A 14,617-nucleotide genomic window follows, 5' to 3' on the forward strand; every position below is an offset into this window, starting at 1 on the left:
CTTTAAGGCGGAGTCCTTGTAACGGACCGTGCGGCTACGAGCCGGCCTCGGCTACTTTGCGTCCGAATTGGCGTTATGCTAGTATCGGGGATTTATTTGCTAGGAGTGGGACATGGGCATTAACGATATTTCGACAGATCCATTGGCTGACCTCGAGGACGCTTGTGACCTTATGGATGGCAATTGCGCCGGGCGCACTCACTTCATCCTCCACCAGACCGTGGACGGAAAGCTCACCTACGACACAGTGAAGCCTTGGATTGGGAAAAAGCGTAACAAGTCGCACGCGGTAATTCTCAAAACGGGAGAGGTGGTCCATTTGTGGCCATTCCAAGAGACGAACGTGTGGGCGACGAAGGCAGAGTCCGGCTTGAAGCCAAAGAACGGAAAGCTGCCTAAGTTCGACCTTAAGGGCAAGGCAATTAACATTGAAATAGACTACGAGGAGGGGGGCTCTCCGAACTCGGCGCAGTACACGAGCCTAGCGGCTTGTTATATTGGCGCTTGCCGTACGGTCGATCGAGTTCTCACGATCGTGCCACATATAGAAGTCGATCGCGGGATTCCGGACGGCCACAGTGACCCGCAGAACTTCAATTACACGGGATTCTACGAGCGATTGAACGATCTGGGCGTGGACATGGATCGGGTTCCTCGGTTCGACCATGACCGATATTGGGCAAAGGAGTCGTACAAGGTCCCGTACGCGGATGATTGGTTTTCGTGGCCACCGGTGCTGACCGGCGACCCGCATGCCAAACCCAAGGGGGTCGAGCGAGTGGCGAGCCCGCACGGCGATCAGCGCGAGTGGGCAGGGATGCTGTCGAAAGATGCCAGCTTTCACCTCGTTTCAACTGGCGCGATTGGGGTCAAAGAGTTCGATCGCCTTATTCGAAGACTTGAGCAGGAGAGGGAGATTCTTGCCGAGGAAACCGAGGAGGGGGATGAAAACTGAGACGACCACGCGCCATGATCTTCCAAACGTTGATCATTACTGGGGCAGCGGCATTCTGAGGCGAGCCAGTGCTCGAGAAGGTTCCGCCGTTCTGCGCGGGCAATCGGGTGTATTTTGGAATGGGCACGAATGGCGGACGGGAGCTAGCATCTTGTGAGTCATCTAGGAATTGCTGAAACTCCGAGCGGAAAGACTGCCAGCGCAAGCTTCAGCTTGTTGAAGTCACTCAGCTGTGCGAGCACGGGCCGGTTTGCAGGTGCATTATACGGGGAGGGCGTGTAGGCGACTTCAAAGCGGTCGAGCACGCGATCGGTCGAGGCGCTCCATCGGCTGGTAAACGCGCCTTTCAAGATGCAGATCGGGGCTCGTTCCGCGCCACCGGTTTTGAGGGGCGCCAGTCCCCCCAGGATCCGATTGAAGAGCGGATCCGTCACGCTTTTGCCACCGGCAACACCAAATCGACGCTGGCGCCCTGGTCAAGGAGGTCCTTGCCCCCCCGGCGTCGGCGCGAAGAGCCGCTTGAGGGCCCGGAGCCGGCCGGACGCTCGCAGCGTCGACGCATCCGGCGAGCCGACGAGATTGGCGCAGTTGGTCGATTCCCAGTCATCGGCGTCCGGGGCCTCGTAAACGGCGTTCAGGGTGCCGTAGCGCGAAGTGATGGGCAGCGGCGCCTGTGGCCCATTGCTAAAAAAGATCTAGATTCGAGCCCAAACGGAACGGACTGACATAGCGCAAGGACCCAGGCGGGCGCGGTGGGTAGGGTTGGTTGTTATCAGTATGGGATTGTGCCTTTGCAGACCACGAAATTTCGAGAGGCCCGGCTGCCTTGGTACACTATCTATCCGGCTGTGTCGGAGTTCTCCGGGGCGGTCGGCGCCGAGGCTTATGAGGCATGGCTCAGGAACCTGCCGGCTGAGGATCCGGTGTCACTCTATCTGCACGTTCCGTTCTGCCGATCAGCCTGCTGGTATTGCGGCTTCCCAACCACCATCACCCGCCATGATGCGCCCATCCTCAACTATCTGGCGGCGCTGCGTGACGAGATCCGTCTGGTTTGCGAGCGAGTGCCGAAGACGCTGCCCGTGAGCGACATACATTTCGGCGGCGGAACGCCGTCTCTCATCGGACCAGCCGAGTTCCTCGCTCTGATGGAGTTCCTGCGATGCCGCTTCGCCATCTCGAAAACAGCTACGGTCGCCATCGAGATCGATCCACGCACGCTCACGCCCGAGATGGCGGAAGGCTTGGGAGCGGCCGGCGTGAACCGCGCGAGCCTGGGCGTACAGAGCTTCGATCCCATTGTTCAAAAAGCGATCAACCGAATCCAGAGCGAGGCCCAGACGTCGGCTGCCGTGAAAATGCTGCGCCGGCATGGAGTAAACCGGATCAACTTCGACCTCATCTACGGCCTGCCGCGTCAAACGGTGGAGTCGTGCGTCGAGACGGCGAGGGCGGCGGTCGCCATGCGCCCCGACCGGCTTGCCTTGTTCGGCTACTCGCATATCCCATCCCAAATAAAGAACCAGCGCCTCATCGAGGCGGAATTTCTTCCCCACAGCGCTGCCCGCGCTGAACAGCATACGGCTGCCGCCGTGACGCTGGTTGCCGCCGGCTACCGAGAGATCGGGCTCGACCATTTCGCCTTGCCGCACGACGAGCTCGCGCTGGCACAGGAAACAGGTCGCCTGCGACGTAACTCGTTGGGCTACTCTGCCGATACCTGCAGAACCCTGATCGGCTTCGGCGCGTCGGCTATCGGCCGCTTTGGCCAGGGGTACGTTCAAAACGAAGTTACACGGGATTTCTACATCCGGCACATCGCAGCTGGCCGACTGGCGACATCGAAGGGCCATCGCCTCACAGACGACGACCGCCTGCGAGCCGCAATCATCGAGCGATTAATGTGCGATTTCGAGGCTGACGTGCCGGCAATCTGTGTCGCCCACGGATCTGATTTGATCCGTCTTCGCGGTTCAGATGAGCGTTTGGCGATGCTGGCCAAGGACGGAATAGTGGACTTCGAAAACGGTTTTGTCCGCGTACGGCGGGAGCATCGCTTTGGGATTCGCGCTGTCGCTGCCGCATTCGATGCTTTTAGGGATGGCCTTCCGTATCCCGCAGGTGAGGGCAAGCACACAACATGGAAGCTAACACAGGGAGTATCTTTTGCCGGAGAGAACGAGCTGCCACCGTGCGGTGCCCGTTAGTAGTGAAGCGCCCTAAAATGTCGACATAGGCGTTGGTGAACTGGACCGAACCACGAGAACAGCCTATCCAGTTTGTTGTCGGCAGTTAGTTCGAAAAACAAGGGCTTCTAAGCGGTAAACACATGCTAATCCATTTGATTTACGGGCCGACCTGCAGCGGCAAGACAGACGTTTCAATTTAAATTGCACGAGAGACCGGACGGTCGGTCATTGCGTTGGATCGTGTACAATGCTGTCCTCAAATCGCTACGCGCAGCGGGCGTGCCTCGGATCCCGAACTGCAATCTACCCAGCGGGTTTACTTGGATACGCCTCCTAACCGCGGGCACATCCACGCCGTGACTGCCCGTCGTAAGCTGATCATGCACGTGGATGAGCTTAGATCTTAGCCTGGGCTCACTCGAAGCCGGCTCGATCTCCCTTCTCAATTCACATGGCGCGAGTCAGCATCGGGCTGGCGCTTTCAGTGGCATGTAAGGCGGTTGCGGCTCGGCAACTCCGATGCCTTTGTAGAGAGAGCAAAGCGGTTGTGTGCGACAAGTTCTGCAAAATGGGGCGGCCATGATGCTGGTCATGCGGCTTGGCGCAGAGCGAGCTTCTTGTGCTCGCGCAGGTCGTCCATGTTGATGTATCGGTTGGCCTCCATCCAGTTTTCATTGGTCTCGACGGCCAACGCCCTGACCAGGCGCGGCAGCTTTCGGTATTGGGGAAGATGCGCACGACATAGGTGCGCCGGCGGAGAGCCGCTCCAGCATGTTGGTGGATTTGAGATGCTTATGGTGCTGTCTCGGCAGCCTGAAGAAGGTCAGGGTTTGTTCGATGGCATCCTCGGCCCAGCCTGTCAGACCGGATAGCGGGCCGACCATTTGGCAAGCCATGCGGCAAGATCAGCCCTGGCCCCTGCGAGATCGTGCCGGTCGTAGAGCCAGCGCAATTCCTGCAGGCAGTCGTCGCCGTGCTTCCTCGGCAGATGATCGAGCGCGTTCCTGAGGAAGTGCACGTAGCAGCGTTGCCAGGCGGCTTCGGGGATCACCTCGCCGATCGCTGCCACTAGGCCGGCATGATCGTCGGACACGACCAACCCGATGCCCTTGCTTTGACGGCAGCGCTGGCGGTCTTAACTTCAGTCTTGGTCATGGTGGCGTTCCTTCGCGGCAATCGGTGACGTGAACAATCACCAGCCTGCCATGACCGCCCCCTCTCAGCGAATTTGCAGAACTCTCAGCACACTACCCCGACGTACTCACCCGGATAGTCCCGGCGATCCAGACGACCTGCTGCTGCCGTGCCGGAGCGGATCAGCTCGACGAACTCGTCGCGGTAGGGGTCGACGCAAAACGAATACGACAGCGTCATCGACACTTCGCGCCAGCGGCATGCGCCAGCCGCGCGGTCTGCCGGATCGCTTGCTTGGCGCGCGGCGGGTCCCCCAGATAGCCCTCGAAATAAGTGACCTTGGTGCCCGAAGCCTTGTCTGGTTCGACATCGTCGGGCCGAGTTCGAAGCAGGCGCCGAGATAAGCGCTCGCCATCGGGCGTTACGAAGTTCATCGAGCATGCCGTCGGTGGTTGTCCCACTAGCGATTCGGTGTCGAAGGCGACGCCCTCGGCGTGGATGTCGTGGGCGTAGATCTCGCCGAGCGCGTCGTTCGTCACCTGCCGAAGAAGGCGGCGCGCCCGCCGAAGCTGCCTACGCCGGCGGCGGTGTTGCCGGCGCTGCATTGCCGATGCAAAGAACGTCATAGTCCGGCGTCAATGTCTCCGCTTGGGAACCCGCCGGCCTTCTTACCACGCCGGCCGGGCGCGGGTTTGGCAAGTGGGCTTTCCTTTTGCCAATGCGTTCGTTCCCGGCCCTCACGGGGCGGCGAGTCCCTGCCACCTGAGGCTACATGGCGGCCGTGGAGATTACCTCAGCAGCGGCGCCCGATCGGAAACCTTAGCACCTCCGCGCTTTGGCGTGGCTGCTTGAACTCTTCGACGGCAACCGCCTCAATTAGCAGATCCAAGGCTTCGCGGCCCCTTTGACTCATCGGGTCATCCCCACAAAGGTAGTCATACGCTCGATCTAAATGCCCTCGGGCGGCGGAAAAATCGCTTGTCATATCATAGAACCCTCTCCATCCGCCCGCATTGCCGTTTACGAGGTGAAGGTGGTGCAATCGTCAATATATACAGACAAATTTGAATTAAATCGGTGATGATCATAGAGGTCGAGTCCCCGACCTGACAGCGCCATCGAGCCCGCCGACGACCACTCGCTGGCGCTCACGGGCGCGGCGCTGAGTAGTGAAGCGCCGTAAAATGTCGACACAGGCGTTGGTGAACTGGACCGAACGACGAGAACAGCCTATCCAGTGTGTTGTCGGCAGTTAGTTCGAAAGTCAGCCGAAGCCGGCCTCCCCAATGGTGGGTCGAGCCTTCGCTTACCCCGTGCTTGCCTCACAGATCCGCGACCGAGAACCCAGCCTCATGCTCCCGCCCTGCCGGGGCCTAGGTCCATCAAGCATGAAAGGAACACGTCGGAACCTGGGATATCGCTTGCCCGGCCGGGCGGCGATAGCCTGTCGGGGCGGGCGAGGAGCCGTAGCCGAGTGATGAGCGCACAGGAGAAGTCTGGCGTGAATGGGGCGATGATTGTCAAGCTTTGCTTTTCGTCAACCATCTTGCATGACCGATTGGCGACCATCTCCTCGTCCCGACCTTATATTACCCGTCGCCTGTCGCCGCCAGCGCGCAGTGACTTGTCAAGGATGGAGGCCCGCAGACCCCATCGCGCGGCGACTTGTCCTTGACGGTCACGATCACGGCGGCAGGTTTGCCGTGGTCGGGGAGCCCTTCCTTGGGCGGAAGCCGACGACAGTGTTCGAGGGGAACTCGCCATGAGCCGGGTGCGCAGAGATCGTCCGACGCTCTTGTATTTGCTGGATCCCAGCCGGCTCCGCCTCCGATTGCCTCGGTAGCTCGGTAGCCTGAGCGCGTCGGCGGCATCATGCCATTATCATCCTACGAATTGCATGCTCCATCGTCCTGGACGAGACCGGTTTGGCTAGCCAAAGGACGAAGGTCTGATTACCAGATGTGATCGGCATGGGGTCGCTTCCACCAACGACGATGATGGGCACCGTCATCAGGGTGGTACGTACGGCTTCGGGCTGTCCTGGCCCGAGGAAAGTCGCTTGATCGAAAATGAGGAGGTCGGCTGCCTTCCCGCTCTCGATCCAGTCGCAAAGACTTTCGAAGGTCGCGAAGCCGACAGGCTTATAACCAAGCGCGGCGATCTTATCGTTGTAGATCTCCAACGCTGCTGGATCGGGCTCCACGACTGCAATGATTTCTCCATTGCCAAGTGATCCATCGTATGGACCGGAAGCGCTATCAGCTCTGACCTGCTCCTCAGCGCAGGCCGGTAAGTAGAGATCGAAGCGTGTACCTCGGCCAACAGCCGAGGTGACGTCAAGGCATCCTGCGAGCGCGCTCACATGGCGGTCCACTGCAGCAAGACCCAGTCCGGTCCCGCCGACGCGAGAGCGCGTGGTAAAAAAGGGCTCAAAGATGTGCGGAAGCACCGAACTTGCGATTCCTTGGCCATCGTCGCTGATGGAGAGGAGAACGTAATCTCCCGGTTTCAAGGTGCCCTTAGCCACGGGCTTCGTTTGACAGACGTGAGCGCGAGAAACGCTAATCTGGACACGGCCCTCATTCAAGAGAGCCTCCGACGCGTTCTTGCATAGATTCATAAGGATTTGCTGTAACTCGGTCGGGCTGCCCTCGATCACCGTTTGCCACTCGTTGATCTTGAAGTTCAACTGAACATCCGCACGAACTGTAACCCGCAGCAATGGCGCTAGATCCATTACACTCTCCGAGACGTCGAAAGGCATCGTCACGCGCTTCCGAGTTCGGCTTAGTGACAAAATTTGATCAATAATCAGCTTGGCTCGGTTGCTGGCCAAGATAATTTGGCCGATGTGGCCCCGAATTCTCGAGGGGCGGCGCACAAGACCTTTAGCCATCTCTGCGTAGCCGACTATTGCTCCTAGAACATTATTGAATTCATGTGTAACGCCGCTTGCGATTGTGCCGACAGCCGTCAGCCTTTCCGCATGCTCCCATCGACTCTCAAAAAGGTTACGTTCCGTGTGTACACGTTGCATTTCAAGATGGTTGCCTAAACGCACAGTAGCGCTCGCCAGAACCAGGAGGTCGTCTGTGGAGGGTGGTGAGCGATCTCCTTCAAAAACAAGGATACAAACCGCAGCCTGCTGATCGGAGGCCCTGCAACCAACAATTTGACAAACACCGGTAGTGCCTACGGCAGTCCGAACCACTTCCGACGCCGGAACGACGCGAAACACTGGCTGTTCCGGGTGTACAAGTGAGACGACTTCATGGATTAGCGCGGCGTTCCAGACGCGCATGCGCTTGTTCGCGACAAAGTACTCGGTATTCCTGCTGATACTCGGATCCACCAGAGCAAGCGCGCATTGATCCGCATCGAAAACGCATTGAATGAGTCTAAGCGCTGCTTCGGTGGAGAAGCGCCGCGAAGCCTTCGTTGCTTGACTGTCGATGAAACAAGCTTCGATCTCACTCATCGCCGCTTCAAGCTCTAACCGCCTTTCCAACCGGTTCGTCCGCACATGCTGCGTGGAGGCTCGAATGGTCGCAAACAAGCAGAGGCATATGGACACCAAGCCAAAGAAAAGTCGTGTACGCTGCGCTTGCGCGCTGGCGAAGCTGTAGGCTTTCAGATGTTCTCGCTCCAATTCGGCAGCCTTGGCGAACGTGTCGAAGGATGGGATCCGATTGACAGCGCGGTCCAACCTCAACATTGAGGACAGGATAGCGCGGCCCTCGCGGGCAACATCCTCCGTGACTTGGTCCTGGCTAGGAGGAAGTCGGCGGAGAGACTGATCGATTTGTAATGCGAGGCTGAATCCCGGTCTGGCCGAAAATTGAAGGATCAGATTGGAAAATTCAGGCCTGTTCGACACTCCCCCCCGAAGGCGATTAGCCGAGCGAGCAAAGCGTACGAGAGAGCTTTGCAGAAGCTCATTTTGCGCGGCCGAGGCCGAGATGGCAGCTTCTGTGTTTTCGAGGGACTTTTTGAGCTGTGCAACCAACCTGGAGTGCACCCCGGAGCTCTCATTGGGCGAAATCTCAACAAGGCGTTGGTAGTTTTGAAGGTTCCTTTTTAATGCTTGCCCGGTAGAAGCAACGGAACGGAAGTCCAATACCATGTCGGCGCGGGCGACGTCTCGCTGGAGCAATGCGTAGTTGATCTGAATCGTCCGCAGTTCGCTTAGGACCGCCTCGTTGATCTGGGGGTCTTGCCACTGTATCGCGACCAAGAGCGCAACCGAGGCCACTAGGGCCATCACAGAAGCTTTGTCGGTACTGAGCCATTTTTCCCAAACGAACGGCGTTTGAGCCGCGGTGCGTGCCTTGCGAAGGTCCGATTTGAATTCTAGCTCCCCATCGCGTCGGTGTGCGGCCGGATGCTGCTGGAACAGGAAAGCCAAGTGTACCTCTCCCCCTCAAATAGGCGGTGTAGACACCGTTGCACTCTGCCCCCATGGCCCGCTGACCTTCCATTGAATCGCGGGCGTTTCGACCTCGACGGCGAGGCGCCAGCACAAGGCGGGCAACTGATCGCAGTTTTCGGAACTGGTCTTCCGAGAGATCATCGAAGGGGCATACAAGCGCACGCCTGCAGCAGCCGAGGATGATACCGGCCGGTCAAACGCAACTGGCGAGGGCCGGATCTGCTGTTGGCTGGCAGCTAACACTGGCGGGGCGGCGGCCTCGGCGTGCCTAGAGCCGGCTGCTGCGAAAGCGTCCGACACGCTTCCCTTGGGGTCATCCCGTCCATCGGGCATCCCTGGGTTGCTGAAAAAAGATGAGGCGGCTTGATGATCCTGCCCTCGCTGAAGCACCTCGCGAAACCCCTGTTCCAGTCGCAGAAGCTCCTCTGGACCGGTAGGCGGCTCGTCAGCTCGACCATCGAACAGCGGCCGGAGCGCCTCGGACACGTGCTGCTCAAAGCCCACTCGCCGGGCCTGGACCGCTTGCCCGTCTTCCAAGCCGGCGTCCTGCACCTGCGACAAAGCTGTTACACGGGATGGATTACTATTTCGCGGGTTCATACTAGCCTCACATCAAACTGTATCGTCAAAGTCCTGCGCCAATTCACACAGCGGGTCACCGAGTTGAGATTCTGCGGAGAGCGCCTCCTCTGCTCCCGTCAAGGGCGCCGGCTCCGGGAGGGCGCCTGTCTGGCTTTCAAAGATGCGTTTCAGAATGCGATCCGAAAAATATCGCACCTTCCTCAATTTTAATGGTGGCAGACCTTGATGAGAACAATCTCGTACTCGTCATCGAGCAGCCGAACCTGTTCGGGACGCAACAGCGGTGCACCTTGATGTGAATTCTGAATGTTCCAGTCGAACGTTCGCGCCTGGCTGTAGGAAACGATTGGGCTTGAAATGTGAATCCACCGATAGGTTTGGAAATGTAGTTCGGAGTCTCGTCATCTACCTCGATGTTCCTAGAAGCGCGCCGGCAGCCCGGGCGGGGGGCTTGGGGTTAGACTGCCAGCGCACGCCACTCATAAAGAGCGGCCTCTTTTCGCGGTTCGGACACCCATAGTCAACCCGGCAACGTCTGGATGCCCGCTGTGCTTTTTGCAGAGCGGCGATGCCGGGCATATCGGCCGATCCTGTCTAGGATGGTGTGGCCACTCTCGTCGGCCGAGTTGATGCTCCAGCCACTATCGCCTTGCCGACCAGCACGAGTTCGCCGCGTCGGTTTGGCGATTTGACGACATAGGCTTGTTGGTCGGGCTTGTCACGTTGTCTGAAATTGGCCGGCCGAGGGCTGCTGCTGCTGAATTCATGCGGGCGTTCCAGTCACGGCCTTCGATTCGGCGATGGCTTGCAAGCATGAACATGTATGGCGAGAGCAGAACGTTTGGGGCGGGGCGGGACGAAGAGGTTGCGGAGGGCTGACAAGGTCGAGACGAAGCGTTGCAGGCCTCCCGGCGATCGGACCCCTGCATCATCCGCTCCCGTTTTCGCGGCGGCACATGGGAATTCTCCGCTCTGTTGTTCAACCCCTTGTGCGACCGGTGCTCGACGTCCGGCATCATCTGTCGCTTTGCCGCTCCATACGAGCGAAGCTAGTCGGTGATCATGCGCTTCGGCGCGAGCCCCTGCTTCTTCCACAGCCGCGTCAGCAAGCGCAACCTCTCGCAGGGTGCGCTCTCAGAATTCGTTCCTGCGCAGCGGCGTTGTTATCTCGATACTGGATAAGCGTCGACGAACCTACGCGTCAGCGGACGCGAAATCCTCACCATCCTTCTGCATCGCGCTATTTGGCCTGCCGAAAACCCAATTTCGCCGGCACGCTGCCGCTGAATACGATGATCATCTCGCATTCTTGCTATGGAGGCTGTCGTCCTTCCTGGGCACGCGGCTGACGGCGACGAAAGCGGGTTTATTCATGCAACACCCCTTTTTGGCAGGCAAGCTGGAGGACTTCGGGATGTCGGGGGCGAATATAGCGAAGACTCCCGCCGCTCGCCGATGCATTCTGGACGCAACCGCATCGAGCCGATGTGTGTTCGAGACGCTTCGCGGCTGCAGTCGCCGAACGATGGCGTGGTTATGCGACCTGTTCTGCACGCCTACCCCCGTCCAGTCAGGCGTTCACGAAGGTGTTTGTCGAGAATTCGTGGAGAAAGTCCGCCACTTATCGTTGGCGAGGGCTTTGCTCCGGAGTGGCGATCGGTGCTGATCGACAGGCAGGCTCTGGCCAAAATCGAATCCCATATCGCAGATGCCGTCGCGAAAGGCCGCAGAATTCGATGCGGGGGCAAACGCATCGCGCGAATGGCACGTCGAACTATCGGTCCTGTCTCCAGCGAGATGACCATCGCGCAAGAAAGAGACATTCGGGCGGTTGGCGCCTGTGATTGCTTCGACGATGCGGATAGGTCGTGCATGAGGCCAACGACACGATCTACGGCCTTGCCGCCCACATTTGTGCCTCAAACGGAAGCGTGTTTGGCGTGTGGCCGAGGCCTTGGAATATGGCATGGTGGTATGAACACGGGACGCATGTCGTCGGAAGCCGCGCCTTTCGGCCGAGTGAAGCAGTCCGGCATCGGGCGGGAGGGTTCCCGCCATTGCCTCGAGGACTACCTCGAAATGAAATACCTCTGCAGGGCGGCATCTGAAGCATGGGCTTGCAGGGCTCGCAGACCGGTAAACCAGCGAGCCATCTCCAAATATGTGAATTGAGGATTGCTCCTCGACGGGAGCTGAGGGGCGGCTCCGCAAGCCTTACGACGCTCTTTGCGAGCCGTAGCTGCCGAGCTGGCAAAAGGCCGGGCTACGTCGCGCCAGCGCAATCGGCGCGCAGAAAATTAGGCCTACCCGCTCCGGGACCGCGGACCTCGTCAGCTTCTCGTAAGTATGCCCGAGTAGGTTGCTCAGCTGATCTGTGGACGTGAGGCTAGCGTGAACCGGCACAAATTTGACCTATCCAATGTAACAGGTTGGCGGCAGGTGCAGCCCCCGGCATCTCAAGAGCAAGCGGCACAGGCCGGGCAAGAGGGCTTTGAGCAGCGCTCGGGCGAGGCGCGCCAAGCCGCTGCCCAAATTCCCGCCCCCGGCGTTCCGGCTCTGCCAGACCCGTTCCATCCTCATCCGTCTCAGGGAGACCTGAACCTCATCGAAGGCGCGGCCCCATGGGAAGCGCAGCCCATGATGCAAGGGAGCGGACAAGAACACGCCGCGGCGCCGTACGCCGGAGGCAGTGGGTCGATGCTGGGTGCCTCGGTGCTGCAGCCGGGTCACTCAACGGCGCGCCATCATCATGCGCCGGATTCGTCAGTGGTTGATCTGAATCCCCCCGCACGGGTCGAGTTGCGTGACCATGCTCGTTCTCTGCCGGCGGCGGTGCAGCCAGATCCTCCAGTAGTGGTCTCCGGTCGCGACAAGCGTCCTCTTTATTCCAACGATGCGACCGTTGTCGAAGGGCTGAGGTCAGCACTCTATGCCGGTAAGGTCGGGGAGCGCACGGTCACGGACCATGTAAATTCTCTTCTCGGCTTTGGTCGTTGGCTCTTTGATAATAACAAGCCGGGATTTGCTGCTCGGCTTGACGATCCGTTGCTGGATCAGGATCTCAAGGAGTACCAGCGCGAGAGTGGCTCCTCGAACGTGGCTAGAGCACTGGGTCGTCTCAAAGAGTCGGCGCGCGGAGCGCCAATGGTGGGCCGCGCTGCCCTGAATCCCGACCCTGTCGACGCCGAGCTCATCAGAGATTACAAAGCGGCTCTGGTCAAAAAGTACGAGGCAGCGCCTGCGACCGGGCCGAATCCCAAAACCATTCAGGACTATGCGGCTACTCTTAGACGTTTCAGTCAATACCTGCATGAAAACAACAGGCCGGGGATTGCGGCTCGGCTTTACGAGGGGTCGCTGGATGAAGATGCCAGGCGCTATTTGGACTCCAGTGGTAACCGGTGGATCAGTGCACTAGCTCATCTCCGGAAGTTCCCGCCGTACGCCGCACTCGGGCGCGAAATTGCCCTTGCTGCTCGTCCGGAAGACGCAGTCGACATGGAGGCTCGTGCCATTGGGGACGCCGCTGCGCAGCACAGCGGGCCGCAGGAGGAATACAGTTGGCCAGAGTATCTCCCCCCTGGGAAAGCTAATGAAGACGACGCTGTTCTGGCATCGTCTTTCGTGCCTACTGGGCCCCATCACCAAGCCTCGGATCCCGCAGGGTCCTTTCGTCCCCTGAGCTGGAGCGACGGCGACCAGGGCGCGCCGGACGAGCGGATCGCTGCACAGGACAGGAGCAACCAGCTACCAAGCGAGGAGGTCCTCATCAACCGTGAGCATGATACAGCGGAGTTGAGACCAGCGAAGAGGCAAAGGACCCTGAACAGTCGTCTGCAGGACGTTGCCACTGAGCCGCAGCTGAGCGAGATCGGCAATTCAGGCGCTCGCGTGCTGATGCAGGCCCCCACCCATCAAGTGGGTGCACTGCCATGGGAGGCGCAACTCATGACGCAAGGGAGCGGACAAGAACACGCCGCGGCGCCCTACGTCGGAGGCAGTGGGTCGATGCTGGGTGCCTCGGTGCTGCAGCCGGGTCACTCAACGGCGCGCCATCATGATGCGCCGGATTCGTCAGTGGTTGATCTGAATCCCCCCGCACCGTTCGAGTTGCGTGACCATGCTCGTTATGTGCCGGCGGCGCCTGCCGGGCCAGCGTTCGCCAGGGCAGAGGAGACGCCCTCCGCGGTTGGCGAGGCCGCGGTGGCCGAAACGCTGGCTCGGTTGCAAAAGCAGATGGTCGATGCTGACTTGTCGGGATATTTCGACTCGATTCCGCACGCGGACCTTCTACGATCGTCATGGGAGGCGCAACTCATGATGCATGGCAGCGGACAAGAACACGCCGCGGCGCCGTACGCCGGAGGCAGTGGGTCGATGCTGGGTGCCTCGGTGCTGCAGCCGGGTCACTCAACGGCGCGCCATCATCATGCGCCGGATTCGTCAGTGGTTGATCTGAATCCCCCCGCACCGTCCGAGTTGCGTGACCATGCTCGTTCTGTGCCGGCGGCGCTGCAGCCAGATCCTCCAATAGGGGTCTCCGGTGCCGACAAGCGTCCTCTTTATTCCAACGATGCGACCGTTGTCGAAGGGCTGAGGTCAGCATTGGAGAGCACGGTCAAGCGCCATGTAAATTCTCTTCTCGGCTTTGGTCGTTGGCTCTTTGATAATAACAGGCCGGGATTTGCTGCTCGGCTTCACGAGGAGTCGCTGGATCCGGATCTCAAGGAGTACGAGAGCAAGAGTGGCTCCTCGGACGTGGCTAGAGCAGTGGGTCATCTCAAGACGTGGGCGGGCGGAGCGCCAGTGCTGGACCGCGCCGCTGTCCTGAATAATCCCGACCCTGCCGACGCCGCGCTCATCAGAGATTATACAGCGGCTCCCATCAAAGAGTACAAGGCAGCGCCGACCGGGCCGAATCCCGGTACCATTCAGACCTATGGATCTGCTCCTAGAGGTTTCAGTGAATACCTGGTTGAAAACCACAAGCCGGGGATTGCGGCTCGGCTTCACGAGGGGTCGCTGGATGAAGATGCCAAGCGCTATAACAACTCCGGAGGGATCAGTGCACTAGCTCATCTCCGGAAGTCCGAACTCGGGCGCGAGCTCCCTGGGAAAGCTAATGAAGACGACGCTGTTCTGGCATCGTTTTTCGTGCCTACTGGGCCCCATCACCAAGCCTCGGATCCCGCAGGGTCCTTTCGTCCCCTGAGCTGGAGCGACGGCGACCAGCGCGCGCCGGACGAGCGGATCGCTGCACAGGACAGGAGCAACCAGCTACCAAGCGAGGAGGTCCTCATCAACCGTGAGCATGATACAGCGGAGTTG

7 protein-coding genes and 5 pseudogenes are annotated in these 14,617 nt (G+C 59.6%); 5 read left to right on the forward strand and 7 right to left on the reverse strand.

Annotated features, from left to right (window positions below; all coding sequences use genetic code 11):
* Window positions 1–112: 112 nt before the first annotated feature.
* On the forward strand, window positions 113–955 hold the full coding sequence (locus NKI15_RS29145) for a hypothetical protein (protein ID WP_352887758.1): 843 nt from the start codon (window positions 113–115) through the stop codon (window positions 953–955).
* A 158-nt stretch (window positions 956–1,113) separates the two neighbouring features.
* On the opposite strand, the gene NKI15_RS29150 is transcribed toward NKI15_RS29145, so the two are convergent.
* On the reverse strand, window positions 1,114–1,389 hold the full coding sequence (locus NKI15_RS29150; protein WP_023671826.1) for a hypothetical protein: 276 nt from the start codon (window positions 1,387–1,389) through the stop codon (window positions 1,114–1,116).
* Window positions 1,390–1,746: 357 nt separating this feature from the next.
* On the opposite strand from NKI15_RS29150, the gene hemN reads away from it, so the two are divergent.
* The gene (gene hemN / locus NKI15_RS29155) at window positions 1,747–3,162 is read left to right on the forward strand and encodes an oxygen-independent coproporphyrinogen III oxidase (protein WP_352887762.1); all 1,416 of its coding nucleotides are present in this window, start codon (window positions 1,747–1,749) and stop codon (window positions 3,160–3,162) included.
* 182 nt (window positions 3,163–3,344) lie between these two features.
* Window positions 3,345–3,551 (forward strand): isopentenyl transferase family protein, encoded by a 207-nt coding sequence (locus tag NKI15_RS29160; protein WP_352659220.1) that lies wholly within the window; start codon window positions 3,345–3,347, stop codon window positions 3,549–3,551.
* 182 nt (window positions 3,552–3,733) lie between these two features.
* Here the strand turns inward: NKI15_RS29160 and NKI15_RS29165 are convergent.
* The 6 genes and pseudogenes from NKI15_RS29165 to NKI15_RS29190 all read right to left on the reverse strand — a co-directional run.
* Window positions 3,734–4,264 (reverse strand): annotated as a pseudogene (locus NKI15_RS29165) (transposase); the annotation flags it as partial.
* A gap of 182 nt (window positions 4,265–4,446) precedes the next feature.
* Window positions 4,447–4,879 (reverse strand): annotated as a pseudogene (locus tag NKI15_RS29170) (PfkB family carbohydrate kinase); the annotation flags it as partial.
* A gap of 192 nt (window positions 4,880–5,071) precedes the next feature.
* Window positions 5,072–5,263 carry a hypothetical protein gene (locus NKI15_RS29175; protein WP_023679698.1) on the reverse strand — a complete coding sequence of 64 codons (192 nt, stop codon included), beginning with the start codon at window positions 5,261–5,263 and terminating at the stop codon, window positions 5,072–5,074.
* A gap of 885 nt (window positions 5,264–6,148) precedes the next feature.
* Window positions 6,149–8,683: a two-component system VirA-like sensor kinase gene (locus NKI15_RS29180; protein ID WP_352749633.1), complete on the reverse strand. Its 2,535-nt coding sequence runs from the start codon at window positions 8,681–8,683 to the stop codon at window positions 6,149–6,151.
* Between the two features lie 636 nt (window positions 8,684–9,319).
* Window positions 9,320–9,695, reverse strand: a pseudogene (locus NKI15_RS29185) (type IV secretory system conjugative DNA transfer family protein); the annotation flags it as partial.
* 357 nt (window positions 9,696–10,052) lie between these two features.
* Window positions 10,053–10,401, reverse strand: a pseudogene (locus tag NKI15_RS29190) (DDE-type integrase/transposase/recombinase); the annotation flags it as partial.
* A 424-nt stretch (window positions 10,402–10,825) separates the two neighbouring features.
* Here NKI15_RS29190 and NKI15_RS29195 point away from each other — a divergent pair.
* Entirely contained in the window at window positions 10,826–11,461 is a 636-nt protein-coding gene (locus tag NKI15_RS29195; protein ID WP_352515271.1) for an aldehyde dehydrogenase family protein, read from the forward strand.
* 525 nt (window positions 11,462–11,986) lie between these two features.
* Window positions 11,987–14,617: pseudogene (locus NKI15_RS29200) on the forward strand (hypothetical protein); the annotation flags it as partial.

The sequence above is a fragment of the Mesorhizobium sp. M0862 genome (assembly GCF_040319795.1).
GTDB lineage: Bacteria > Pseudomonadota > Alphaproteobacteria > Rhizobiales > Rhizobiaceae > Mesorhizobium.